This is a genomic window from Kitasatospora sp. NPDC041988 (genome assembly GCF_055588525.1).
Map to the genome: position 1 here is coordinate 42041 of NZ_JBVJCO010000035.1, position 24037 is coordinate 66077.

Here is a 24037-nt window from a genome sequence, read left to right on the forward strand (position 1 = left end):
GGCGCCGAAACGTGCGGTGGGCGGACCCCCGCCGTTCGGCGGGGGTCGGAATCGGCAACCCGGTTCACGCAATTCTCACCTTGGGTGGGGAACCATGGAGTTGGCTGCCCCTTTGCGGTTCTCGGCCGCGGTTTCGGGCCGCCGGTCAGTCCGTCGGGCCCGTGCGGGCGCCCGGCGCCGGGCCGTGTGCGGATGCGCCCCACCATCTGATCGTTTGGAATTGAGCTGTGTCGTCCACTGTGAAGCCGGAGCCGTCCGCCGAGCCCAGGTCAGCCGCCCTGAGCGAGCGCTGGCGACCGCGGGCCGCCGCGGCCACCGTCTGGTACCTGCGGCTGCTGGCGCTGCTGAACCTGGTGACGGTGCTGCTGGTGCCGTTCAAGGACCAGGTGACCGAGCACAACGAGGGCGAGTACTTCACCCCCTACCTGATGACGGCCGGTCTGAGCAGCGCGGTGCTGTCGCTGTTCCTGGCGGTCGGGATGCGGCGGCGCAAGCGGGCCGCGTGGATCTTCAACGTGGCGCTGGCCGGGCTCTTCGCGGTGCTCTACCTGGTCGCCATGGCGCTCCCGGGCGAGCGGTTCAACCACCACGTGCTGAACTACATCTCCACCGTGCTGACCTGCCTGTTCGTGCTGGCGCTGCTGGTCGGGCGGAAGGAGTTCACCTCCAAGGGCGACCGTTCCAACCCGAAGACGGCGGCCGCCACCTTCGTCGCCGGCCTGGTCTTCGGCGGCCTGGTCGGGGCGCTGCTGGTCTGGCTGAACAACAGCCTCACCGGCGCCGGCTTCTGGGACCTCTTCCGCTACTCGGTCGGCCGGATGATCACCATCACGCCGACCCAGCACCTGCGTTCGGTCATCGACTCGCCGACCTGGGTGAACGCCGTCATCAACGCCATGGGCGCGGTGCTCTTCCTGCTGGTGCTCTACGTGGCGTTCCGCAGCCCCAAGGACAAGGAGCTGCTGACCGCGGAGGACGAGGAGAAGCTGCGCGCGCTGCTGGACAAGCAGGGCGAGCGGGACTCGCTGGGCTACTTCGCGCTGCGCCGGGACAAGGCCGTGGTCTTCTCCCCCAGCGGCAAGGCGGCGGTGACGTACCGGGTGGTCGGCGGCGTCTCGCTGGCCTCGGGCGACCCGATCGGGGACCCGGAGGCCTGGCCCGGCGCGATCGACGCCTGGCTGGCCGAGGCCCGCGAGCACGCCTGGGCGCCGGCCGTGATGGGGGCCTCCGAGGAGGCCGGGGTGATCTACGCCCGGCACGGGCTGGACGCGCTGGAGCTGGGCGACGAGGCGATCGTCGAGCTGGACGAGTTCTCGCTGGACGGCCGGGCGATGCGGGTGGTGCGCCAGGCCTACAACCGGGTCAAGCGGGCCGGGTACACCGTGCGGATCCGCCGCCACGAGTCCATTCCCGAGTCCGAGATGGCGGAGCTGGTGGCCAAGGCCGACCACTGGCGCGACGGGGCGACCGAGCGCGGCTTCTCGATGGCGCTGGGCCGGCTCGGCGACCCGGGCGACGGGCGCTGCGTGATGCTGGAGTGCCACGACGGGGACGGTGAGCTGAAGGCGCTGCTGAGCTTCGTGCCGTGGGGGGCGGACGGGCTCTCGCTGGATCTGATGCGCCGGGCCCGGGACACCGAGAACGGCCTGATGGAGTTCATGGTGATCGAACTTCTCCAGCGGGCGGACGAGGTCGGCCTGGCCAGGGTGTCATTGAACTTCGCGATGTTCCGTTCCGTTTTCGAGCGTGGTTCACGGCTCGGCGCGGGGCCGGTCCTCCGGCTCTGGCGCTCGGTCCTGGGCTTCTTCTCGCGCTGGTGGCAGATCGAATCGCTGTACCGGGCCAACGCCAAGTACCGGCCGATCTGGGAGCCGCGTTACCTGCTGTTCGAGAAGAGCAGCGAGATTCCGCGGATCGGTATCGCCAGCGCGCGGGCCGAGGGCTTCATCACCGCACCGAGCCTGCCCGCCCTGTTCCGTCGTCGACACTCCGGAGCCGCGGCCGCGGCTCCCCGGGTGCCGGTGGCGGCGCGGGGTGGGAAGGGGTAGTCCCTCCGCCGGGGGGCGGAGGGGGCCGTCGTCCGGTTGGGGGTGTTTCGGGGTTTTATCTCCCCCCAGAGGATGATGGCGATCAACATTTATGCCGATGTGGATTCATTAACCGGCTTCTAATGTTGGAGTGGTCGGGAAGGCGTTCCGGCTTCGGGGATGGCTTCGGGGATTTGGAGAGACGGCTGTGATTCACAGGACCCACGCGGGGGGCGTGCGAAAGGGGCCGCTGGCTATTGCCGGTGCGGCCGCTGTCGCCGAGTGGGGAACGTTGTTCGGGACGGTCCGTGAGCGGCTCATGGCGAAGAAACTCGCGGCCGTGCCGCTCGCCACTGCGGCGACCGCCCTGATCCTGCTGTTCAGCATCGTGCAGCACCTGCCGGGCGGCGAGCGGCTCGTCACCCACATCGGGGTGGTGAAGGCGGCGCTGCCGCTGGACGTCTCGCTGCTGCGCACACCGCTCTCGCTGTACGTGCCGGCGCTGGACCTCCCGGTCTGGGGGGCGCTGGCCCAGGTCTTCGTGGTCTTCGGCATCGCCGAGATCGTGCTCGGGCGTCGGTTGACCCTGGTGGTGGCCTACGCCTGCACCCTGGCCGGGACGCTCTTCGCCCGGGTGGGCGTGGCGATCGGGCCGGACCACATGTTCGGCTTCCCGAAGTGGGTGGCGTACGTCCGTGACACCGGCCCCTCGGCGGCCGTGGTGGCACTGGCGATCTGCATCGCGTTCCGCTCCCGGGCGTGGTTCACGGCCGGGCTCGTGGCGGCGCTGATGGTCGGCGAGGCGGTCATCCTGCCGAACCTGGCGGGCCTGGAGCACGTCGTCGCGGTGATCACCGCGCTGCTGATCGCCGTCTCGGTGGAGGTCTTCGGGGACTTCTGGCCGCGGGTGCTGGCCGGGGTGGGGGCGGCGACGTCGGTGGCCGCGGTGGCCTCGATCGAGGTGGCGGCGGAGGCCCGCCGCCGGACGCCCGCAGGCGCGGCCCTGCACTGAGGCTCGGCCGCCGCACCGGGATGTGGCGGCGCGCGGTACCCGTGGGTGCGGGCCGGAGCCCGCACCCGGTGACGGCGATCAGCCGGTCGGCGGTGCGGGCGGCAGCGGCAGCTCGAACCAGACCACCTTGCCGACCGCCTTGCGGGCGGTGCCCCAGCGCTCGGCCAGCTTGGTGACCAGGGTCAGACCGCGGCCGGTCTCGCCGAGCTGCTCGGCCGGCTCCAGGGACGGCAGATTGTGGTTGTCGTCGCTGACCTCGACCAGCAGCTTGTCGACCCGGATCAGCTGGAGCTGGACGCGGTCCCGGGCGACCCGGACGGCGTTCGTCACCAGCTCGCTGACCAGCAGCTCGGTGGTGTCGGCAAGCGCCTCCAGGTGCCAGCCGGCCAGCTGCTCGCGGACGAGCGCGCGGGCCCGGCGGACCTCGCGGTGGTCCACGGTGAGGTCCCAGGTGGCCACCTCGGTCGGCGCGACGCCGTCGAAGCGGGCCACCAGCAGGGCGACGTCGTCCTTGCGGTCGTCCGAGTGCAGCCGCTCCAGCACCACGTCGCAGGCCTGCTCGGGGCTCTGCTGCGGGTCGATCAGGTTGCCGCAGAGCGCGGCCAGCCCGGCCCCTATGTCCCCGCCCCGGACCTCGACCAGGCCGTCGGTGCAGAGCACCAGCATCGAGCCGTCGGTCACGTCGATGGTCTTGGCGACGAACGGCACCCCGCCGACGCCGATCGGCGCGCCGGCCGGGATCTCCAGCAGCTCCCCGCTGCCGTCCGGGTGCACCAGCACCGGGGGGACGTGGCCCGCGCTGGCCAGCTCGCAGGTCCGGTTGATCGGGTCGTAGACCGCGTACAGGCAGGTCGCGAGATGGTCGTCGCCGAGCTTGTGGGCCAGGTTGTCCAGGTGGCGCAGCAGCTGGCCGGGCGGCAGGTCGAGGGCGGCGAGGGTCTGCATCGCGGTGCGGAAGCGGCCCATCGCGGCGGCGGAGTGCAGGCCGTGGCCCATCACGTCGCCGACGACCAGGGCGACCCGGCTGCCGGGCAGCTGGATCGCGTCGAACCAGTCCCCGCCGACCTCGGCCTTGGAGTCGCCCGGCAGGTAGCGGTGGGCGATCTGCACGCCGGGGATCTGCGGCGGGCGGGTCGGGATCATCGACCGTTGCAGGATGGTGGCGACCTTGGACTCGGCGCGGTGCAGCCGGGCGTTGTCCAGCGAGAGCGCGGCGCGGGCGGCCAGCTCCTTGAGGGTGGCGGCGTCGCCCTCGTCGAAGGGGGCGCGGTCGGGCAGCCGGAGCAGCTTGAGGATGCCGAGCACGGTACCCCGGGCGGAGAGCGGCACCACCAGCATCGAGCGGCCGGAGACCACCGAGGCGAGCCGTACGCCGCCGAGCGCGGCGGCGTAGTCGACCGCGACGTCCTGGCTGACCACCGGGACCAGGACCGGCTGGTTCAGCTGGAGGGCCATGCCGGGCGGGGTACGGCGGGGCATGGCGACCAGCGAGCCCTCGGCGAGGACGTGGTCCCACTGGCCGGCGGACTCGTTGAAGACCAGGGCGACCCGGCGCAGCATCGTGTCGTCGTCCGGCCGGGCCTCGGGCAGCTCGGAGTCGGAGATCAGGCCGTCCACCAGGTCGACGCAGGCGAAGTCGGCGACCCGGGGGACGAGTACCTGGCAGAGTTCGCGTGCGGTGAAGCCGAGGTCCAGGGTGGTGCCGACCTTGCCGCCGACCTCGTTCAGCAGGGCCAGCTGCTCGCCGGCCTGGCCGTTGGTGAGGAACGGGCCCAGCCGCCCGCCGGGCGGTGCGCCGCCGTCCGCTCGGGCGGGGGCGGGGACGGTCGCGGGTGGGGCCTGGTCGCCCCGACGGACCTGGTGGCCGTTGGCGGACGACTCGACGGCGGCCTGCTCGATGGTGGCGCCTCCTCTGGGCGGGGCCGGGACGGACGGGGCCGCCGCGGGCGCGCCGCTGACGGCGCCGGCGGGTCGGGCGGGCCGGTCGGCGGCCTCGCGCGGGGCGGGCAGCGGGCCGGGCGGGCGCCGCCCGGGTGCGCTCTGCTCGGGCTGCGGTGGCGGGCCGAGCCGGGCGGCGCGCTGCTGGGCGGTCGGGTAGCGGCGGCCGATTCCGGCGGCCGCGTGCGCGGTGCCGGCCGGCCCGTCGGCGGGCAGCACGGGCAGCACGGTGACCGGGTCGAGCCGCAGGGCGGGGAGCCCGGCCCGGCCGAGCCCGTCGAGCAGCTGCTCCCGCTGGTCGGCGGGGCCGGCCGGCAGCAGCCGGGCGAGCGGGTCGGGCACCGGGCGGCCCGGCGGGGCGAGCGTGGCGGAGAGCCGGTGGAAGCCGCCCCGGGCGGCGGGCGCGGCGGCGAACGGCAGCAGCCGCTCGCCGAGGGCCAGCCGCGGTCCGGCCGAGCGCAGCGGCCGGGCGTCGGCGGCCAGGGCCAGCAGGCCGCCGCCCGGGCCGGCCGGCCGGTAGGCCCACCAGAGCACGTCGCGCAGGTGCTCCTCGCGGTCGACGACCGGCATCCGCCCGGCCCACGGGCGGCCGTCGGCGGTCAGCGTGGCGAGGGTGTCCAGTGCGTCGCAGCGGCGGCGGGCGGTGGTGGCGGGCCCGGGGGCGCTGCGCGGCTCGACGGCGGGCAGCAGCCCGGTGGCGGGGCGGTCGCGGACGACCTCGGCGCGGTGCCCGAAGAGCTCCTCTGCGGCCCGGCTCCACTGTGCGATCCGGCCCGACCGGTCGACCAGCACGAGGGCGAGCCGCACCAGGGCGACCACGCCTGACGGCTGGTCACATGGTGCGGCCGCGGGCTCGGCGGCGGTGGCCGCCGGGCGCGGTGTGGAGTCGGGCTCGTCCACCATGGATTCGGTCTGCTCCCGCCTGGCCGCCACGCCTGGAGGCGGCCGTCTCTCTGGAGGAAGGCACGCTGTGCGGATACCAGCGAAGCACGGACAGGGCCGGGCTCGATAGCGAAACGGGGAGATTCATCAGTATCAGTTGCGTGTCACTCCGTGAGCGAGTGAGCGGGCGAACAATCGGGTGGTGCGTGCCTCGAAGCGGCTGCCGAGGGCAGCGAGGCGGGCGCACGGGTGCCGGCCCGCACTCCCCGTCCACCCGGTCGGAGCAGCGCGTGCGAGGGTAGGGTGGGCGGCCGGGCCGCCCGGGGCGCGGGTACGCCGTACCGGGAGGGTCGCCCGCGGGGCCGGCCGGACCGGACCAGGCCGCGACAGGACGAGACAGAGGCGAGAAGTGACCGCGCAGATCCCCGTCCGCTGGACGGACCCGGAGCAGCAGGAGCTGGAGGAGCGGGTCGCCGCCGCCGAACTCGCCTGGCTCACCATGGACGTCGACATGCAGACGCTGCGGGTCGAGATCGACAACTTCGCCCTGATCCACCACCAGCTGCTCGGCCCGCTCTACGCCCGGCTGGACGAGCTGGACGCGCTGGTCGCCGAGACGGTGGCCGCCCGGACCGGGCACCCGGAGGACCTCCGGCGGGCCGCCGAGGCGCGCCGGCGGGTGGACGAACTCCCCGACCTGGACGCGCTGTTCGACAGCGTCCAGGAGCAGGACGCGGCCCCGCCGCCGGCCGCGCCGGCCCGGGTGCGGCCCGGCCGGGAGGCCCAGCGGATCTACCGCGACCTCGTCCGCCGCGCCCACCCCGACCTGACCACCGACCCGGCCGAGCAGGAGCGCCGGGCCGTGTTCCTCGCCCGGGTCAACGAGGCCTACGCGTACGGCGACAGCGCCGCGCTGGAGGGCCTGGCCGCCGAGTGGTCCACCGCCCCCGAGGCGGCGCCCGCGTTCGACTCCCCCGACCGGCTCGGCTGGCTGCGCCGGCGGCTGGAGTGGCTCAACGCCAAGATCGCCGCGACCGCCACCGAGCAGGTCCGGCTGGAGAACACCGCGATGGGCCAGCTGCTCGCCCTCGCCCCGCAGGACCCGGACGGGCTGCTGGAGGAGCTGGCCGAGCAGCTGCTCGCCAAGGCCGCCGCCCAGCAGGCCGAGCTGGAGCGGCTCCTCGGTGGCCGGTCGGTGGGGGACAATGGCGGTGACCCGACCGAGCCCCAGGAGAGCCAGACGATGTTCGCCCAGATCCCCACCACCGACGCCGCCTCCGTGCCCGCCGACGCCGCCCTGCTGGACGTCCGTGAGCAGGACGAATGGGAGGCCGGGCACGTGGACGGTGCGCTGCACATCCCGATGGGACAGCTGGTCGCTCGGATCGGCGAGCTGCCGGACGAGAAGCTGTACGTGCTCTGCCGGGTCGGCGGGCGCTCCGCGCAGGTCGTCCAGTACCTGGTGCAGAACGGCCGGGACGCGGTCAACGTGGACGGCGGCATGTACGCGTGGGAGGGCGCCGGCCGTCCGATGGTGGGCGGCAACGGCCAGGACGCGTACGTTCTGTAGTCCCCCGCGCACCCGGCCCGGGTAGGGCAGGATGGGCGCGCGACCGAGCCGGGACGGACCGGCGGCGCCCGTCCGGGTGGGGCCACCTCCCGGCCGAAGGCTGGGGGAGAGTGCATGACCGAGAGCGCGGAGGACCCGCCCGGCGGCAGGGCCTGGTCGACGCCGGCGCTGGCCGTACTCGCCGTGGCCGCCGTGGTGCTGGTCACGGTCACCGGGCTCTTCCTCGGCGCGGTGTTCCTGCACGTGGCCCCGGCCAACTCGGTCTCCCGGGAGTACCGGGAGCAGGTCGACGGCGTGGTGTACCCGGAGTTCGAGCAGAACTGGAAGCTGTTCGCGCCCAACCCGCTCCAGCAGAACGTCAGCCTGGACGCCCGGGTCCGTACGGTCGTGGCCGGCGGTGCCACCCGGACCCACGACTGGGTCGGGCTGACCGTCCGGGACATCGCCGCGATCCGTGGCAACCCGGCTCCCAGCCACGCCGACCAGAACCTGCTGCGCCGGGCCTGGGACTTCTACGACGGCTCGCACAGTGCCCAGGACGACTCGCTGACCAACCCGCGCGGCAAGCTCGCCGAGCAGTACCTCAAGCGGATCGCGCTGCAGCGGATCGGCCGCGAGGCCGACGGCGAGCGGATCCTGGAGATCGAGTTCCGGGTGACGGCCGCCACCGTGCCGCCTCCGGGCTGGAGCGGGGAGGCCGCGCCGCCGGCGCCGAAGATCCGGGAACTGCCGTGGTGGCCGGTGAACGACGAGGACTACCGGGGGCTCGGGTGAACGAGACGGCGCCGGACCGGCTCCTGCCGGCCGTCCCCCAGCAGCTCGCGCCCGCCCCGGTACCACCCCCGCAGCGGCCGGGCCACGGCGTCGGCGAACTGTGCGCGCGGGCCTTCGGCGCGTTCACCGGGCAGGTGCTCGGCCGCCACCAGGCGGCGGCGGTGCGGATCGGCTTCGGCCTGGTCTGGCTGGCCCACCTGCTCCGGGAGTGGCCCAACCGGCGGCTGCTGTACGGCGACACCTCGCCCTGGTCGCTCGACCTGGCCGAGCGGCTGCTCGCCGACAACGGGGCGCTGACCGTGCTGCCCTGGTTCGGCGGGCGGCTCTGGTTCGAACTGGTCTACCACCTGGCGGTGCTGGCCGCCGTCGCGGTGGTGCTCGGCTGGCGGACCAGGGCGAGCAGCGTGCTGTTCCTGGTCACCGTGCTGTCGCTGCAGAACCGCAACGTCTTCCTCGGGGACGGCGGCGACAACGTCGTCCACCTGATGGCGGTCTACCTGGTCTTCACCCGCTGCGCCGAGGTCTGGTCGCTGGACGCCCGGCGCCGCGTGCCCGGCCGGAGCGGGGTGGCGCTCTGGGCGGCGCTCGGCGCGGTGCTGCTGGTCTGCCAGCTCGGCGACTTCTCCGGCGAGAGCCTGACCTGGACGACGGCGGCCTTCCCGTACGTCGGCTGGTCGCCGGTGTTCTGGGGTCTCTGGGCGGTGGCCGGGCTCTGGTGGGCGCTCGGACGGCTGCGGCCTGACGGCGAGCCGCGGGCGGTGCTGGACGCGCTGGCGGCCATGGTGCACAACTGCGCGATGCTGGTGATCGCCGCCGAGGTGGTGCTGATCTACGCGACGGCCGGCTGGTACAAGGTGCAGGGCTCGCGCTGGCAGGACGGCACCGCGCTCTACTACCCGCTGCACCTGGACTACTTCACGCCCTGGCCGTGGCTCTCGGGGCTGGTCGCCTCGGCCCTGCTGCCGGTCTTCCTGATCTCGTACGGCACGGTGATCCTCCAGGTGGCGTTCCCGTTCACGCTGGTCAGCCGGCGGGTCAAGAACGCGCTGCTGGTGGTGATGATGGCCGAGCACCTGGGGATCGCGGTGCTGCTCGGGCTGCCGGTGTTCTCGCTGGCGATGGTCGCGGCGGACGCGGTCTTCCTGCCGACGGCGGCGCTGCTCTGGGCGGCCGCGCGGATCGGGGGCGTGGGGGCGCGTGTCCGGGGCCTCCGGCTCCCGAAGGATCCCCTCCCCTGAGCTGCCGTCATGTCCTGGTTCGCCGCACTCCGAGACACCGCGCGGACCGGACCCGGCAGGGCGTTCCGGACGGGCACGGGCACGGGCACGGGCACGGCCACGGCCACGGGCAGGGGCAGGGGCAGGGGCAGGGGCAGGGGCAGGGGCGCCGTCACGGGCACGGACTCGGGCGGCTGCGGCCTCCGGCCGGCGGGGTGGCAGAGTGAGCGGCATGAACGACGAGCTGGTGCGGGCCTGGCGGGCGGGTGCCCGGGCGCCCGGGACGGTGCTGCTGGACGGCTTCCACGCGTTGAAGCACGCGCTGCGCTTCGGCGGGGACGTCCGGCAGGTGCTGACCGCCGACCGGGCGGCGCTGCTGGCGCTCGCCGCCGAACTGGCCGAGGACGTGGTGCCCGCGCTGGACGGCCTGGCGGCCGAGCTGCCGGAGGCGCAGCTGCGGGAGCTGGCGCCCCGGCTGCACCCGACCGGCGTGATCGCGCTGGCCGCCCGGCCCACCGTCGGGGCCAACCTGGCCGCGCTCGCCCGGCAGCCCCGGCCGGCGCCGGTCGTGCTGCTGGAGAACCCGCGCAACCTGGGCAACGTGGGCGCGGTGATCCGTCTGGCGGCCGGCTTCGGCGCCACCGGCGTGGTGACCACCGGGGACCTCGACCCCTGGCACCCCACCGTCGTCCGGGGCAGCGCCGGCCTGCACTTCGCCACCGCCGTCGAGCGGCTGGCGCTGCCGGAGCTGCCGGCCGGCCCGCTCTACGTCCTGGATCCGGAGGGGGCCGACGTGCGGACGGTGTCCTTCCCGGACGACGCGCTGCTCGCCTTCGGCACCGAGCGGCACGGCGTCTCGGACGAGCTGAAGGCGCGCGCCGACCGGCTGGTCGCGGTGCCGATGCAGCCCGGGGTCTCCAGCTTCAACCTGGCGACCAGCGTCGCGATGGGGCTCTTCCACTGGATGTCGGGGCGTCCGCCCGGTGCTCCCCTGCCGGGCGGACGCACGGGCGGGCCAGTGGGCGGCTAGTCGGCGGCCAGTGGTCGGTTGGTCGGCGGTCGGTCGGCGGTCAGGAGAAGAGCCGTTTCCAGGTGTCCGGGCCCGGGTAGCCGTCGGCCTCGGTGCCGCGCCAGCCCATCGCCTCCTGGAAGGCCTGGACGCAGAGGCGGTCGTTCTCCGTCCAGCGCGGGCCGGGGCCCTGGGTGTAGAAGCGGCCGAAGCCCCTGCGGACCAGCTGTTCGCCGAGCTGCCGGACGTGGTCGTTGGCGGCGCCGGGGGCGAACTTGTCGGTACCGGGGAAGGCGGGCACCCCGGGGGTCACCGGCGGGGGCGGCAGCGGGGTGGCGCCGTCGATGTCGTGGCCTCTGTTGTCGACCAGGTAGTCCCAGGTGTCCTTGCCCGGGAGGCCGTCCGCCTCGCCGCCGCGCCAGCCCTGGGCGAGCTGGAACGCCTCGGTGGCCTTGCGGTCGCTCTCGCTCCAGCGCGGCCCGGGGCCCTCGGTGTAGAACCGGCCGCCGCCGCGCTGCACCAGCAGTCGGCCGAGTCCGGTGACGTACGCGTTGTCCGCGCCCGGGCCGAACGTGTCGGCTCCCGGGAAGGCGGTCGACGAGGAGCCGTCGTTGCTGGTGCCGCCGCCGGAGAGCGCCTTGTAGCGGTACGGGACGTACGAGGCGGAGTTGGACCAGTACGCGTACGGGGTGTCCCGCTTGGTGGCGCCGGGCGCGGTCTGCTCGTAGACCAGGTAGCGGGTGCGGGCGGAGTCCGTCCACCCGCCGAAGACGGTGACGTGCGAGCCGGCCTGCGGGTCGGCCGGGTTGTTGTAGACCAGGATGTCGCCGGGCTGGAGGTCGGCCTTGGTGATCCGGTCGGCGAAGTCGGGCAGTGTCCAGGTGGTCTGGCTGCTGCCCAGGCCCCAGGCCATCGAGACGAAGCCGGAGCAGTCCTGGCGGTAGCCGTCCGACCAGTAGCGGCTCATGCCGTACGGGACCTTCTGGTCGACCCAGCTCTGCGCCCGCTGGATGATCTGCGCCCGGGTGACCGGAACGGCGGTGGCGTGCGGGGCGGCGAAGCCGCCGCCCTCGTCGCCGTGGAGGCCGCTGACCCCGCCCTGCGGGGTGGTGGGCGGCTGGGTGGCGCTGTTGCCGCCCGGGGTCGGGGCGGGGGCGGCGACGGCACCGGCGGCTCCGGCCGCGCCGCCGCCGAGCGCGGTGCCGACGGCGGCCATCAGCACGGCGGCGCGGCGGCGGACGCTGCGGGACGCGGCGTGGCCGCCCTCGTGCACCGCGGCGGCGTGCAGCCGGGCCCGGCGGCGGGCGCCGCAGCCCCCGCATATGCAGTCGTCGTCCGGTTCGACCTCGTCGAACCGGAGCAACGGGGTCAGCTGGTCGGTGGGGGTCATTCTCCGCCTCTTTCCTGGTCAGGCCCTGACGGCTCGACAGGACTGACCTTCCCAGGCCGATAGCGCGTGTCATCGGGACCAAACTCCCAAACCGGACGGGTGTGCGGCGCGGCGGGTTGGTCTGGGCGGGTGACGGCCGTTCGGCGGCCCGGGCGTGGCGCGGGCGGAGGGGAGACGGTAGTGCCGACACGAACCTGGCGGGCGGTCAGACCGGGTGTGCGACGCCCGGTCAGGCGGCGGCGGGCGGGTTGGCGGGCGAGTACTCGGGATCGGTCCAGGTCAGCGGGGTGGCGTCGGCCAGTTCGAGGACGCCGGTGACGGTGAGGTCGACCACCCGCTCGGCGCCCGGCAGGCCGGCCGCGGCCTGTTCGGACCAGTCGGTCCGGGCCTCGCCGGTGATCAGCAGCGCCCCGCCGGTCTCGAAGTCCGGCAGCAGCAGCCCGGCGCGCGGGTCGAGCTCCAGGTTGCCGAGGGTCATGAACATGCTGTTGCCGGCGTACTCGGGCCAGCGCAGCCGGTCCGGTCCGAGCACCCGGAGGAAGCCGGGGTTGCCGCCCCGGTGCGAGGCGTCCACCCGGCCGTCCGGGCCGGCCGTGGCGACGAAGAAGGTGTCGGTGGTCGCAACGGCCAGCTGCTGGACGGTGGAGAGGACCGGCCCGGCGGCCACCGCGTGCGGGGTCCCGGCGGCCGGCTGCGTCAGCGGGCTGCGGCGCTGGATGTACTTCGGGCAGTTGGCGTAGACCTGGTCGGCGGTGACGACCAGGCCGCCCCGGCCGTCCGGCACGGAGCGGCCGTTGAGCCGCATCCGGCGCCGGCCGGCCGGGTCCAGCGCGATGGTGCCGACCTCGGCCGGCCCGGCCAGTGCGGCGGCCAGCGGGTCGTCGTCGGCGGGGCGGGCGGCCACCGTGAGGGTCCGCTCGTCGGAGGCCCGGAGGAAGCCGGGCCCGCCGGTGAGCTGGGTGGCCCAGAGCCGGCCGTCGGCGTCGGCGGCGCCGATCACCAGGAGCCGCCGCTCGGCCAGGAAGCGGGCGGCCACGGCCGGGATGGTGCTGCCGATCGAACGGCCCGAGTGGTCGGCCCGGTCGCTGCGGCCCGCCCGGGCCTGCACCGCGCGCTCGCCCGGGTGGTAGGGCGTACTGCCGGTCATGGCGTGCCTCCTGATCCTGGCGGGGTGGTCGGTCCGGTCGGTCCGGGTTAGAAGAATCCGCAGGTCGGGGCGGACGCGGTGGGGGCGGCCGCCTCGGTCTCGTCCACGCCCTTCGGGGTGTAGATCTCCAGCCGGATGCCGTCCGGGTCGGTGAAGAAGATCCCGCCGGAGGCCGCGCCCTCGCCGTGCGGGACGACGCCCTCGTACGCGAACTCGGCGCCCAGCTCGCGCAGCACCTGCTCGGCGGCGCGGACCTCGTCCAGCGAGTCGACCTGGAAGGAGAGGTGGTGCAGGCCGGGCGCGGCGATGGCGAAGGTGCCGGCGCTCTGCTGCCAGAGGGTGATCAGCAGCCGGCCGTCGCGGCCCAGGAAGGCGAAGCGGCGGTCCGGGTCGGTGCCCTCGTTGATCAGCTCCAGGCCGAGGGCGCGCCGGTAGAAGGCGGTCGAGCGGTCCAGGTCGGTGACGTTCAGGCCCACGTGACCGGTCTGCAGGGTGCTGCTGAGGGTGGTGCTGGACATGGCTGATCACTCCCGTGGCTGGGACGTCCGGGGACGCCGACATCTAACCGTTGTTATAGACGTTAATGGTTAGATGACAGGGCGTCAACCAGTACTCGCGATCGAAGGGGTTAGGCTCCGAGGGGATGTCGGTGCCATGACAAGAGAATGGGTGGCGGAACGGAGGCCGGTCGCGCGGTGCGCGGTGGGACTACTCCCACTCCCAGCGGATGCCGACGTGGCCCGGCTGCTGGTCGGGGGCGAGCACGTGGGCGCTGGCGGAGGCGCCGATCCAGAGCTGCTCGCGGCGGCGGTCGACGTCCTCGCCCGGGGCGCGGTCGTAGCGCTCGCAGTGGACCGGGACGGCAGCGGGATCGAAGTGCACCTGGAGCACGTACTCGCGGACCGGGATGGCGAAACGGCGGCTGTACTCCATCGTCGGGCCGCCGGGCGGGATCTCCACCTCGTACTCGAAGACCGTGCTGTCGCCCAGCGCGAGCGGCCGGTCCAGCATCAGCTCGCCGACCACCAGGCCGACCTGCGGGCGGCGCCGGACCCTGCCCAGCCGGCCGTGCCGTACCGAGGTGATCTCGGGGCAGCCGGTGGCCTCCTCGTCGGCCTTGTGCACGACCAGGCAGCGGGCCACCCCGCCGACGGTGGCGCGGACGACCTGGCGCATCCGCAGCAGGTTGCCGCGGCGCTCGGCGTCGACGTAGTACGAGTCGTGGATGGAGAGCCGCTCCAGCTCGCCGACCGGCGGGGCGTTCAGCTCGGCGAAGACGTCGGCGATCTCCTGCTCGCCCGGCCAGACGTCCTCCAGCCGCAGGTGTGCCGTGTTCGCGGCGGCGGCCCAGCGCCCGCGCGGGCGGGGCGGGCCGAGCAGCGCGGAGAGGGTGGAGTGCGGCAGGCCGAGCAGCTCTTCCAGCAGGTGGACGGCGCGCAGCGAGCTGGCCCGCTCGGGCTGGCTGCGGCCACGCCGCCAGTAACTCAGGGTGGTGACGCTGACCCTGACACCGCGTTGGGCGAGTGCGGCGCGGATCCGGTCCAGGCTGAGGCCGCTGGCCTCGATCGCCAGGTTCAGGGCGTCGGCGAAGCCACCGGCGGGCGCGGGTCGGCCGGCGCCGGGCGCTGCGGTTGCGGGCGCCGGGGCCGGAGGTACTGCGGTCGTGGGTACTGCGGCGGCGGGCGGGATCGGCGTGGCGGCGGGTGCGGGCGCGCCGGGGCGCGGGCCGACCAGCCTGAGCCGGGCGTCCTGGGGGTGTTGTGAGCCCATACGGTTACCTTCCCCAGCAGGCGGGTTCGGCGCGGCCGGTCCGGCGCCTAGGCGCGCCGTCAGCGGCTTCACCGAGCTGTGGGGAACCCTATGCACGGTCGAGAGGCTACGTCATCAGTCGTGCGTATGACAGTACTCACGGGTGTTCGACCGCAAGGTTAGCGATCTCGAAACAGTGCGGAAACACACGGTCGGGGCGGCCCTTGTGCGGACCGCCCCGACGGGGTGGGGACGGGAGTGATCAGGAGACGCTGAGCGCGGCGTCGTCGAGCACGAAGCTGGTCTTCAGCGAGGCGTCCTCGGTGCCGGTGAACTTGACCGTCACCGTCTGGCCGGCGAAGGCCGAGAGGTCGAAGGACTTCTGGACGAAGCCCGCGGCCGCGTTGGCGTTCGACAGGGTGGTCAGCGTGGTCGAGCCGGCCTGGACGGTCAGCTTGTCGTACGCGGTGGTGCCGGTCTCGGCGGTGTCGATGTGCACCCAGAACGAGAGGGTGGCCTTGCAGCCGGCCGGGATCGAGACGGTCTGCGACAGAGTGTCCGTGTGGGCGCTGCCGTAGCCGTCCAGCCAGGCCTTCCAGGAGCCGGCGTGCGCGGCCTCACCGGTGCTGTTGTCGACCACGCCGCTGGACGCCGTCCACGGTGCGGCGGAGCCGGTCTCGAAGCCGCCGTTGCCGATCAGCTGGGTCGCGGTGCAGCCGCCGGACGGCGGCGGGGTGGTGCCGAGCAGCGCGGTGTTCAGGGCGTCCGCGATCGGGCTGCCCCAGCCGGTGACCTGGTCGTACCCGGCCTTGGTGGAGAAGTCCTGGTTCTTGCCGGTGGTCACGTCGTGGAACGTCGTGCCGTAGCTGCTGCTGTTGGCGACCGCGTACAGCTTCGGGCTCGCCTCGCCGAGGACCGGCTGCCCGGCGGCCTTGGCCTTCTGGTTGAACTGGGCGGCGTAACCCGACCAGAGCGGCGCGGCCGCGCTGGTGCCGCCGTACACCTGCCAGCCGCCGGCGGTGTAGATCGCGAAACCGCTCGCCGGGTCGGCGTTGGAGGAGACGTCCGGGACGGTGCGCATGGTGCCGGTCACACCGGTGCCGGTCTGCCAGCTCGGCTTGGGGAAGACGGTGGAGACGCCGCCGCCGGCCGTGCTCCAGGCGCTCTCCGAGGAGTAGGCGTTGCCCGAGACCTTGAGGTTGGTGCCGCCGACGCCGGTCTGGTGCGGGCTGGACGCCGGGAAGTCGACGGCCTTGACGGAGGAGCCGCTGGTGGAGCGGGTGCAGTCGCGGGAGCCGTCGTCGCCGGAGGCCGAGAAGATCGAGATGCCCTGGGCGGCGGCCTGCTTGAACGAGTTGTCGACCGCCGTCATCGAGGAGGCGGTGGTGTCCGGCTCGCAGGAGCCCCACGAGATGGAGATGACCGAGACCCGGTTGTCCGCGACGATCTTGGCGGCCATGTCGATCTCGCCCTGGTCGCTGTTGGGCGCCTCGTAGACCAGCTGGGTCGCCTTGGGGGCGACACCGCGGACGATCTCGCTGTCCAGCTCGACCTCGCCCTGGCCCTCGCCGGGCTTGCTGTCGTAGTTGGCGCCGTCCACCGAGACGGTGGAGACGGCCGGGCCGGTCAGACCGTACTGGGAGTCGTACGTCTTCAGGTTGTTGGCGCTGTAGCCGTCGAACTCCCAGAGGGCGACGGTCACTCCGGTGCCGTCGGCGCCGGTCTTGTCGAGGTTGTAGGCGCCGTCGTACTGGCCCGGGCCGAAGCCGCTCGGGGCGGCGGTGGTCGCGTTGGGGGCGGCCGGGGTGCTGGAGGGCTTGACGTTGCGGGTGGTCCGGACGGTGTGGTTGTTCAGGCCGGATATGCCCTGCACCACGTCGGCCAGGTCCGCCGGGACGGACGCCGCCGCGTCGTTGGCGAAGAAGGTGCGCTGCTGCTGCGGGTCCAGGTAGGCGCTCTCGTGCGTGCCGAACGCCTTGGCGATCTGCTCGGCGGTGCCGTGCGCGTTGACCACCTGGCGGTTGTCGCTGACACCCGAGACGGTCAGGCCCTGGGTGGTCAGGTAGGACTTGACCTGCTCGACGCCGGCCTGGGTCGGGCCGAAGCGCTCGGTGAACTGCTGCGGCGTCAGGAACCGGCCGTACTCCGGGGTGCCCGGGGTGGCCACCGCGGTGAGGAAGCGGTCCAGCTCGGCGGTGTTGCGCAGCTTGAGGCTGATCGCGACGGAGAGCTGCTGCTCGGCGGGGACGTCGCCCTTCTTCTCCGAGCGGGCCACCGCGGGGGTCACGGTGTTCGGCAGCGAGACGCGGGGCGCGGAGGCGTTGGGGTTCGGGGCCGCCTGCGCGGCGGTGACACCGAGCGAGACGGCGGTCAGCGGCAGAACGGCAAGGGCCGCGGCAAGGGCAAGGGAGCGGGGGCGCACGGAATCCTCCTCTGGCCGGCATGTGGGGGCCGGCAGGGGCCAGGGCGTCGCTGGGGTGAGACGCTGGCTCGAACATGTCAGAGGGGGTCCGGTAATTGGCTTATGGTCAAGCAATCCGTTGCTAAAAAACAGTCAACTGTGGAGAACCGAATGGAGACTGCTCCATACAGTTAATGGCTGGAATTCCGGTTCGACCCCCGACCGGATCCCGGGATCGGGCCGGGCCGATTTCCGGCCGGACGAATTCGGGACAGAGCGGGCCGGACGTAGAATCGGGTATCGGGCGCGACCGAGGGAGAACCGATGACGGACCGGACGGCAGACCCGCGGGACCCGCGCCCGCTGATCGGCGAGCCGCTCTCACTGGAGCTGCTGAACACCCGCTGGGCGGGCACACCGGTCAACGACCTGCTGGCCGGACCCGACGGCCACGGGATCTGGCTCTCCTCCGCCGGACTCGCCGCGCGCTGCCGGGCCGACGACGCCGGGCTCGCCGCCCTGCGGACGGCGCGGGAGGCGCTGGCGGCGGTCGTCCGCGACCTCGACGAACACGGTGCGCCGGGGACGGAGGCGGTGGCCGGGCTGAACGAGGTGCTGCGGCACGGGCGGCTGCGGCGGGAGCTCGGGCCGCAGGGGCCGGCCGAGCACGTCGAGGTGGACCGGCCGGAGTGGCTGGCGGCCTGGCTGGCGGCGGACGACCTGCTCGGCCTGCTCGGCCAGGGGGCGCACCGGATCAAGAAGTGCGCGCACGAGGCCTGCATCCTGCACTTCTTCGACACGTCGCAGAACGGGCGGCGGCGGTGGTGCTCGATGGCGGTGTGCGGGAACCGGGCGAAGGCGGCGCGGCACTACGAGAAGGCGAAGGCCTGAGGGGCGTGCGGCGGTAGGGGGCCGCTGCGCGGGGCGTGGTGCGGGGTGAGGTGGGGTGTCGGGGTCGGCGGCGGTGGTGCTCGACGGCGGTGTGCGGGAACCGGGCGAAGGCGGCGCGGCACTACGAGAAGGCGAAGGCCTGAGCCGGCTGGAAGGGCGCGTGGCCCGAGGGCGGGCGTAGGGGCGGGTGCCCTACGCCCGCGGGGCGGGGGTCAGGCGTCGGTGGGGGCGCCGAGCCACTGGGCGAGGGCGGCGCGGAGTTCGCCGCGGCCCGGGTCCACGGCCGCCCAGGCGGCGTAGCCGTCGGGACGGATCAGCAGGACGGTGTCCCGCAGCTTGCCGTGCGGGTCGGCCGGTGCGGCGGTGACCACGCGGTCCGCCCACGGCGCGGCGGCGGACAGTTCGTCATTGCTGACCAGCACGAACTTCCCCGCGCGCAGCGCCTCGTAGAGCCGATCGGGGGCGGCCGGCCCGCCTTCGAGGGGCTCCTCCAGGCCGGTGAGCCGTAGGTCCGGAACGCGCCGGCCGACCAGCGGGTGGGCGTCCTTGGGCGCGGCGTACTTGATGCCGATGCCGGAGACCACCTTGGCGCCGCGCTCGGCGACCACGTCGAGGTGCTCGGCGACGGTGGTGAGGGCGCCGCGCAGGGCCCGGGTGGGCGCGGAGTGCGCGAGGGCGAGCCGGACCAGTGCGCCGGAGGTTCGCAGCACCATCCTGCCGACCGGGTGCCGCTCGGTCTGGTAGGTGTCGAGCAGGGCGTCGGTGGCCCGGCCCTGGACGGCGGCGGCGAGCTTCCAGGAGAGGTTGGCGGCGTCCTGGAGACCGGTGTTCATGCCCTGGCCGCCGGCCGGGGAGTGGCAGTGGGCGGCGTCGCCGGCCAGGAAGACCCGGCCGGAGCGGTAGTTGGGGGCCTGCCGTTCGTCGCTGTGGAAGGTGGAGGACCACCGGGCGTCGTGCAGGCCGTAGTCCTCGCCGAGGGTGTCGCGGGTGATCTCGGCGATCCGGTCGAGCGAGGGCGGGGTGGCGTCGGGGTGGCGGTCGTGCCGGTCCCAGGCGATCACCCGGTACCAGCCGTCGCCGAACGGGGCGAGGAAGGCGAAGCCGTCCTCGGTGGCGCCGACGGTGATCACCTCGTCGGGGGCGCGTTCCAGCCGGACGTCGGCCAGCACCACGGAGTTGACCACGGACTCGCCGGGGAAGGGGATGCCGAGCAGGTCGCGGACGGTGGAGTGGACGCCGTCGGTGCCGACCGCGTAGCGCGCCCGGTGGGTGGCGGTGGCGCCGTCCATGGGGGTCCCCCCGCCCGGAGGGTGGGGGAGCGTTTCGATCGTGACGCCCTCGGCGTCCTGGCGCAGCCCGGTGACCTCGGCGCCGCGCAGGATGGTCGCGCCGGCCTTCAGCGCGCGCTCCTGGAGCAGGCGTTCGGTGTTCGACTGCGGGGTGATCAGGACGAACGGGAACCGGGTCGGCAGGTTGCCGAGGTCGACCCGGAGCCTGTTGAAGAGCCGCAGTGAGCCGAGCGGGACGCCGGTGGCGATGAGCTCGTCGGCCAGGCCGCGGGCGTCAAGCATTTCGAGGGTGCGGGCGTGCACGGCGAAGGCCCGGGTGAGGTTGGACTCGGTGCCGCGCTTCTCCAGGACGGTGACCCGGACGCCGGCGGTGGCCAGGTCTCCGGCCAGCAGCAGCCCGGTCGGTCCGGCGCCGACGATCAGGACGTCGGTGACGGTCTGCTTGGCTGTCATGTGTCAGCTCCCCGTGATCGGACGATGGTTGGCCGCGGTTGGCGGCGTTCTCCCGGCTCCATCATCGCCGCCCGGGGAGGGGCTGTGAATCTCCGGGCCCCGGCGTCGCGCCGCCGGGGCCCGGAGGGGTGCCTCAGCTGTGGCGGCGGACCTCCACGGTGCGGAACCGGTTGGCGACGAACGCGCCGTCGCAGTAGGCGGAGTTGGCGGCCGGGTTGGCGCCGGTGCCGTGCAGGTCGGAGAAGGCCGCGGTCTGGTTGGCGTAGACGCCGCCGGTGAGGTTGAGCGAGAGCGAGACGCCGGAGTCGAGCGCGGCCTTGACCATGGCGGCCTCGACCTCGGGCGAGGTGGTGTAGCCGGAGGCGGTCATCGCGCCCTGGGTGCGGACCGTGTCGCGCATCAACTCCACCGCGGCGGCGGTGGATTCGACCGCGACGGCGAAGGAGACCGGGCCGAAGCACTCGCTCCGGAAGACCGCCCGGTCGTCCGGCTTGTCGGCGTCCAGCTTGATCAGCGCCGGGGTGCGGACGGTCGCGGCCGGGAACTCGGGCGAGGTCACCACCCGCGGGGCGAGGGCGAGTTCGCCGTACTCGCCGCCGGCCGCGGCGACCGTGCGCTGGAGCACGCCGGGGTTGACCACGGCACCGAGGAGGGCGGCGGCGCGGGCGTCGTCGGAGAGCAGGCCCTCGATGGCGGCGGCGAGGTCGCTCACCACCTCGTCGTAGGACTTGGCGCCCTGGTCGGTGTCGATGCCGGTGCGCGGGATCAGCAGGTTCTGCGGGGTGGTGCACATCTGGCCGCTGTAGAGCGAGAGCGAGAAGGCCAGGTTGTTCAGCATGCCCCGGTAGTCGTCGGTGGAGTCGACGACGACGGTGTTGACGCCGGCCTTCTCCGTGTAGACCTCGGCCTGCCGGGCGTTCTCCTCCAGCCAGTCGCCGAAGGCGGTGGAGCCGGTGTAGTCGATCAGCTTGATCTCGGGGCGGACGGCGAGCGTCTGGGCGACGGTGCCGCCCTCGTGCTCGGCGGCCAGGCAGACCAGGTTAGGGTCGAACCCGGCCTCGGCGAGCACCTCGCGGGCGATCTTCACGGTCAGGGCGAGCGGCAGCATGGCGCGCGGGTGCGGCTTGACCAGCACCGGGTTTCCGGTGGCCAGCGAGGCGAACAGGCCGGGGAAACCGTTCCAGGTCGGGAAGGTGTTGCAGCCGATCAGCAGCGCGAGACCGCGCGGGACGACGGTGAACTCCTTGGTCATCACCAGCGGGTCGCGCTTGCCCTGCGGCTTGGACCAGCCGGCCTGCCGGGGCAGCCGGGTCTGCTCGGCGTACGCGTAGGCGACCGCCTCCAGGCCGCGGTCCTGGGCGTGCGGGCCGCCGGCCTGGAAGGCCATGCCGTACGCCTGGCCGGTGGTGTGCATCACCGCCTGCGCGAACTCGTGCGAGCGGGCGTTGATCCGGGCCAGGATCTCCAGGCAGACGGCGGCGCGGTCGAGCGGGGTGGCGGCGGCCCAGCCGGGCCGGGCGGCGGTCAGCGCGGCGATCAGCGCGTCCGGCTCGGCGTGCGGGTAGCCGATGCCCAGCTCGACGCCGTACGGGGAGGCCTCGCCGCCGACCAGGTCGCCGTCGGCGGGGTGCCGGTCGAGGGTGAACGGCTTGTTCAGCAGGGCCTCGAAGGCGGCCTTGCCGTCCGCGGCCCCGTTCTCGCCGTAGGCCTTCGGGAACTCGGGGTAGGGCGACCAGTAGTCGCGCTTCGTGGCGGCGGCGAGCGCGGCGTCCAGGGTGGCCTGGTGGCGTTCGGCCAGCTCGGCGACGAGGGGGTGGGTGACCGCTGCGGACATGGTGTGCGCTCCTCAGAGGGGAGGACGGGACACGTCACAGAGTAACCGAACGATCGGTCGGCTCAAGAGGGTCTGTCCGACCGGAGTTCCGGAAGCCCGGCCGGACTTCCGGACCCGCGGCCGCCTCCGGGCGCGGCCGGGTCCGTGGAAGCAGACGGGGGCGCGTCCGGAGTGGACGCGCCCCCGCAGGAGTCTTCGGCTCGCGGCCTACGGAATGCCCAGCTCGAAGATCACGTACCCGCCGTACCAGCCGGAGGCGAGCGCGCCGGTGCCGAGCACCGCGGCCAGCACCGGCCAGCTGAGCTTGCGCATCGCCACCGCCAACGCGATGAGCAGCGGGAACGCCGGCAGCAGGTAGCGCGAGGTGTTGCCGAAGATGCCCAGGCTGCCGAGCACCGAGACGATGGTGGCCAGGGTGTACGCGGTCAGCACCAGCGGCGGGCGGAGCCGGACCAGCAGCACGATCAGCACCGGCAGCGTCAGCACGATCAGGGTGGCCAGCAGGTCGGTCACCGGCCAGGCGAACGGATAGTCCGACCGGCCCAGCAGCACGCCGCGGATCGCCTCGAACGTGCCGTGGCCGAAGTCGAAGTAGTGCAGCCAGGCGTCGTGCTGGATCTTGAAGTAGCCGCCCCAGTCGTCCGTCCGCCAGCCCACCCAGCCGACGTAGCCGAGCAGGCCGAGCGGGGCCAGCAGCATCGCGGCCAGCGGGCGGACGATGCCGCTCTCCCGCCGGTACAGCTCGACCAGCGCGGCCAGGCCGACGGCGCCGATCAGCGCCGCCGAGGTCGGCCGGTTGAGGCCGGCGACCAGGGTGATCACGCCGGCGGCGATCCACTGCCTGGTCATCACGCAGTAGCAGGCCCAGGCGGCGAGCGCGACGAACAGAGAGTCCGAGTAGAGCGCCCACTCGGCGCCGGAGCCCGGGGCGATCGCCCAGAGCCCGGCCGCGATCACGCCGGCCCGCGGACCGGCCAGCTTGTCCACCACCGCGTAGATGCCGGCGGCGGCGAACAGCGAGGCCACCACCGAGACCAGCATCCCGGCGCCGTACAGGCCCAGCCCGGTGCCGTCCGAGACGAGCCGCATCAGGCCCGGGTAGAGCGGGAAGAAGGCGGCCGAGTTCTGCTCGATGGTGAAGCCCGGGACGCCGCCGGGGATCGGGACCAGGGCCGGGTGATAGCCGAACTGGGCGATCTGCTGGTACCACCAGCCGTCCCAGCTGGCCAGGACGTCCCAGGGGTTGGCGCCCCCGCCGAACCGGGGGTGCTTCTTGAGGTAGTCGCCGGAGAACGAGAGCAGCTTCATGAACACGGTGAAGCCGAGCAGCTTGAGCACGGCGTAGCACCAGACGGCCGGCCCGAACCGGAGGACCAGGGCACGGGCGCGCTCGCGCAGGCCGGTCTCCGGTGCGGCTCCCGGTTCGTCGCTGCGCTGCTCGGGGGCGTCGGAGGCGACTGCCGGTATTGCGCTCATGCCCCTACCTCGCTGCGCGCGCTGCGCTCGGCGGTCGCTTCGCGAAATGCGCGCCTCTCGATGGTTCGCTCGCTGCGCTCGGCGGTCGCTTCGCGAAATGCGCGCCTCTCGATGGTTCGCGCGCTGCGCTCGGCGGTCGCTTCGCGAAATGCGCGCCTCTCGATGGTTCGCTCGCTGCGCTCGCTCATCAGACTGGACCCCACCCTGCTGGCCTTGGACGATCGTCCGCCGAGTCTAGAGCGTGCGGCTGTGGTGCTGGTGCGGACCAACCCGGAGCCGGTGCGGACCAGCGGACCCGATCGCGTCCGGCGCAGCGGGGGCGGGGATACTCGGAGGATGGCCGATCACACCACGCGCACCGCCTACACCGTGGAGTCGCTGCTCGCGGTGACCGTCGACGTCTTCAACGAGCGTGGATACGACGGCACCTCGATGGAGGACCTGTCCCGGGCGGCGGGCATCTCCAAGTCCTCGATCTACCACCACGTGCGCGGCAAGGAGGAGCTGCTCCGGCTCGCCGTCGGGCGGGCGCTGGACGGGCTGTTCGGCATCCTCGCCGAGCCGGGTGCGGTCGGGGGCCCGGCGGTGGAGCGGCTGGAGCACGTGGTGCGGCGGACCGCGGAGGTGCTGCTGGCCGAGCTGCCGTACGTCACCCTGCTGCTGCGGGTGCGCGGCAACACGGCGACCGAGCAGTGGGCGCTGGAGCGGCGCCGGGAGTTCGACCACCAGGTCGCCGAGCTGCTGCGGGCGGCCGTCGCGGACGGTGCGCTGCGGGGGGACGTCGAGCCCCGGCTGGCCACCCGGCTGCTCTTCGGCATGATCAACTCGATCGTGGAGTGGTACCGGCCGGGCTTCAGGGCGGCCGACGGCGTCGCGGACGCGGTGGTCCACCTGGCCTTCGACGGGCTGCGGGCGCGGTAGGCGTGCCGGGCGGTCCTGCCGGGCGCCACGGTGGGCGCCCGGCAGGATTCGCGGGGC

Annotated in this window: 19 protein-coding genes; 9 read left to right on the plus strand and 10 right to left on the minus strand. The window is 73.7% G+C overall.

The features are described 5' to 3' along the window. Positions 1-227 precede the first annotated feature (227 nt). Positions 228-2048: a phosphatidylglycerol lysyltransferase domain-containing protein gene (locus ACZ6NC_RS29515; RefSeq protein WP_465736808.1), complete on the plus strand. Its 1821-nt coding sequence runs from the start codon at positions 228-230 to the stop codon at positions 2046-2048. Between the two features lie 298 nt (positions 2049-2346). Beyond that, positions 2347-3039, plus strand: coding sequence for a hypothetical protein (locus ACZ6NC_RS29520; RefSeq protein WP_465736809.1), 693 nt, complete (start codon positions 2347-2349; stop codon positions 3037-3039). Positions 3040-3117: 78 nt separating this feature from the next. Here ACZ6NC_RS29520 and ACZ6NC_RS29525 read toward each other — a convergent pair whose 3' ends face one another. Beyond that, the gene (locus ACZ6NC_RS29525) at positions 3118-5880 is read right to left on the minus strand and encodes an ATP-binding SpoIIE family protein phosphatase (protein ID WP_465736810.1); all 2763 of its coding nucleotides are present in this window, start codon (positions 5878-5880) and stop codon (positions 3118-3120) included. 388 nt (positions 5881-6268) lie between these two features. Between ACZ6NC_RS29525 and ACZ6NC_RS29530 the strand changes: the two genes are divergently transcribed. From ACZ6NC_RS29530 to ACZ6NC_RS29545, 4 genes are all read left to right on the plus strand, one after another. Continuing rightward, positions 6269-7429 carry a rhodanese-like domain-containing protein gene (locus ACZ6NC_RS29530; protein ID WP_465736811.1) on the plus strand — a complete coding sequence of 387 codons (1161 nt, stop codon included), beginning with the start codon at positions 6269-6271 and terminating at the stop codon, positions 7427-7429. A 114-nt stretch (positions 7430-7543) separates the two neighbouring features. After that, positions 7544-8203 (plus strand): DUF5819 family protein, encoded by a 660-nt coding sequence (locus tag ACZ6NC_RS29535; RefSeq protein ID WP_465736812.1) that lies wholly within the window; start codon positions 7544-7546, stop codon positions 8201-8203. Further along, positions 8200-9441 (plus strand): HTTM domain-containing protein, encoded by a 1242-nt coding sequence (locus tag ACZ6NC_RS29540; RefSeq protein WP_465736813.1) that lies wholly within the window; start codon positions 8200-8202, stop codon positions 9439-9441. The genes ACZ6NC_RS29535 and ACZ6NC_RS29540 overlap by 4 nt, the downstream gene beginning before the upstream one ends. Positions 9442-9652: 211 nt before the next feature. Continuing rightward, complete coding sequence (locus tag ACZ6NC_RS29545) at positions 9653-10450, plus strand: TrmH family RNA methyltransferase (protein ID WP_465736815.1); 798 nt, start codon at positions 9653-9655, stop codon at positions 10448-10450. A 40-nt stretch (positions 10451-10490) separates the two neighbouring features. Here the strand turns inward: ACZ6NC_RS29545 and ACZ6NC_RS29550 are convergent, their stop codons facing one another. From ACZ6NC_RS29550 to ACZ6NC_RS29570, 5 genes are all read right to left on the minus strand, one after another. Further along, the gene (locus ACZ6NC_RS29550) at positions 10491-11819 is read right to left on the minus strand and encodes a peptidoglycan-binding protein (protein ID WP_465736816.1); all 1329 of its coding nucleotides are present in this window, start codon (positions 11817-11819) and stop codon (positions 10491-10493) included. A gap of 229 nt (positions 11820-12048) precedes the next feature. Further along, complete coding sequence (locus tag ACZ6NC_RS29555) at positions 12049-12966, minus strand: pyridoxamine 5'-phosphate oxidase family protein (RefSeq protein WP_465736817.1); 918 nt, start codon at positions 12964-12966, stop codon at positions 12049-12051. A 47-nt stretch (positions 12967-13013) separates the two neighbouring features. Then, positions 13014-13484 (minus strand): VOC family protein, encoded by a 471-nt coding sequence (locus tag ACZ6NC_RS29560; RefSeq protein WP_465736818.1) that lies wholly within the window; start codon positions 13482-13484, stop codon positions 13014-13016. Between the two features lie 190 nt (positions 13485-13674). Beyond that, the gene (locus ACZ6NC_RS29565; protein ID WP_465736819.1) at positions 13675-14736 is read right to left on the minus strand and encodes a hypothetical protein; all 1062 of its coding nucleotides are present in this window, start codon (positions 14734-14736) and stop codon (positions 13675-13677) included. Positions 14737-14977: 241 nt separating this feature from the next. Further along, positions 14978-17137, minus strand: a complete 2160-nt coding sequence (locus ACZ6NC_RS29570; protein WP_465736820.1) for a S53 family peptidase — start codon at positions 17135-17137, stop codon at positions 14978-14980. Between the two features lie 303 nt (positions 17138-17440). On the opposite strand from ACZ6NC_RS29570, the gene ACZ6NC_RS29575 reads away from it, so the two are divergent. Then, positions 17441-18007: a CGNR zinc finger domain-containing protein gene (locus tag ACZ6NC_RS29575; protein ID WP_465736821.1), complete on the plus strand. Its 567-nt coding sequence runs from the start codon at positions 17441-17443 to the stop codon at positions 18005-18007. A gap of 50 nt (positions 18008-18057) precedes the next feature. Next, positions 18058-18150 (plus strand): CGNR zinc finger domain-containing protein, encoded by a 93-nt coding sequence (locus ACZ6NC_RS29580; protein WP_465736822.1) that lies wholly within the window; start codon positions 18058-18060, stop codon positions 18148-18150. A 69-nt stretch (positions 18151-18219) separates the two neighbouring features. On the opposite strand, the gene ACZ6NC_RS29585 is transcribed toward ACZ6NC_RS29580, so the two are convergent. The 4 genes from ACZ6NC_RS29585 to ACZ6NC_RS29600 all read right to left on the minus strand — a co-directional run bounded on the left by ACZ6NC_RS29585 (position 18220) and on the right by ACZ6NC_RS29600 (position 23247). Next, entirely contained in the window at positions 18220-19749 is a 1530-nt protein-coding gene (locus ACZ6NC_RS29585) for an FAD-dependent monooxygenase (RefSeq protein WP_465736823.1), read from the minus strand. A gap of 133 nt (positions 19750-19882) precedes the next feature. After that, positions 19883-21583, minus strand: coding sequence for a phenylacetic acid degradation protein PaaN (gene paaN, locus ACZ6NC_RS29590; protein ID WP_465736824.1), 1701 nt, complete (start codon positions 21581-21583; stop codon positions 19883-19885). 207 nt (positions 21584-21790) lie between these two features. Continuing rightward, positions 21791-23059, minus strand: a complete 1269-nt coding sequence (locus tag ACZ6NC_RS29595; RefSeq protein WP_465736825.1) for a hypothetical protein — start codon at positions 23057-23059, stop codon at positions 21791-21793. Continuing rightward, positions 23056-23247: a hypothetical protein gene (locus ACZ6NC_RS29600; RefSeq protein WP_465736826.1), complete on the minus strand. Its 192-nt coding sequence runs from the start codon at positions 23245-23247 to the stop codon at positions 23056-23058. Before ACZ6NC_RS29600 ends, ACZ6NC_RS29595 begins: the two co-directional genes overlap by 4 nt. Positions 23248-23395: 148 nt before the next feature. Between ACZ6NC_RS29600 and ACZ6NC_RS29605 the strand changes: the two genes are divergently transcribed. Then, positions 23396-23980 carry a TetR/AcrR family transcriptional regulator gene (locus ACZ6NC_RS29605; protein ID WP_465736827.1) on the plus strand — a complete coding sequence of 195 codons (585 nt, stop codon included), beginning with the start codon at positions 23396-23398 and terminating at the stop codon, positions 23978-23980. Positions 23981-24037 lie beyond the last annotated feature (57 nt).

What these genes read in the sequence shown, in the direction of transcription:
- ACZ6NC_RS29520 (WP_465736809.1), top strand. Translation starts at nt 2,347, where the DNA reads ATGGCGAAGAAACTCGCGGCCGTGCCGCTCGCCACTGCGGCGACCGCC.
- ACZ6NC_RS29545 (WP_465736815.1), top strand. Translation starts at nt 9,653, where the DNA reads ATGAACGACGAGCTGGTGCGGGCCTGGCGGGCGGGTGCCCGGGCGCCC.
- ACZ6NC_RS29585 (WP_465736823.1), bottom strand. Translation starts at nt 19,749, where the DNA reads ATGACAGCCAAGCAGACCGTCACCGACGTCCTGATCGTCGGCGCCGGA.
- ACZ6NC_RS29575 (WP_465736821.1), top strand. Translation starts at nt 17,441, where the DNA reads ATGACGGACCGGACGGCAGACCCGCGGGACCCGCGCCCGCTGATCGGC.
- ACZ6NC_RS29600 (WP_465736826.1), bottom strand. Translation starts at nt 23,247, where the DNA reads ATGAGCGAGCGCAGCGAGCGAACCATCGAGAGGCGCGCATTTCGCGAA.
- ACZ6NC_RS29565 (WP_465736819.1), bottom strand. Translation starts at nt 14,736, where the DNA reads ATGGGCTCACAACACCCCCAGGACGCCCGGCTCAGGCTGGTCGGCCCG.
- ACZ6NC_RS29595 (WP_465736825.1), bottom strand. Translation starts at nt 23,059, where the DNA reads ATGAGCGCAATACCGGCAGTCGCCTCCGACGCCCCCGAGCAGCGCAGC.
- paaN (WP_465736824.1), bottom strand. Translation starts at nt 21,583, where the DNA reads ATGTCCGCAGCGGTCACCCACCCCCTCGTCGCCGAGCTGGCCGAACGC.
- ACZ6NC_RS29535 (WP_465736812.1), top strand. Translation starts at nt 7,544, where the DNA reads ATGACCGAGAGCGCGGAGGACCCGCCCGGCGGCAGGGCCTGGTCGACG.
- ACZ6NC_RS29555 (WP_465736817.1), bottom strand. Translation starts at nt 12,966, where the DNA reads ATGACCGGCAGTACGCCCTACCACCCGGGCGAGCGCGCGGTGCAGGCC.
- ACZ6NC_RS29560 (WP_465736818.1), bottom strand. Translation starts at nt 13,484, where the DNA reads ATGTCCAGCACCACCCTCAGCAGCACCCTGCAGACCGGTCACGTGGGC.
- ACZ6NC_RS29605 (WP_465736827.1), top strand. Translation starts at nt 23,396, where the DNA reads ATGGCCGATCACACCACGCGCACCGCCTACACCGTGGAGTCGCTGCTC.
- ACZ6NC_RS29550 (WP_465736816.1), bottom strand. Translation starts at nt 11,819, where the DNA reads ATGACCCCCACCGACCAGCTGACCCCGTTGCTCCGGTTCGACGAGGTC.
- ACZ6NC_RS29525 (WP_465736810.1), bottom strand. Translation starts at nt 5,880, where the DNA reads ATGGTGGACGAGCCCGACTCCACACCGCGCCCGGCGGCCACCGCCGCC.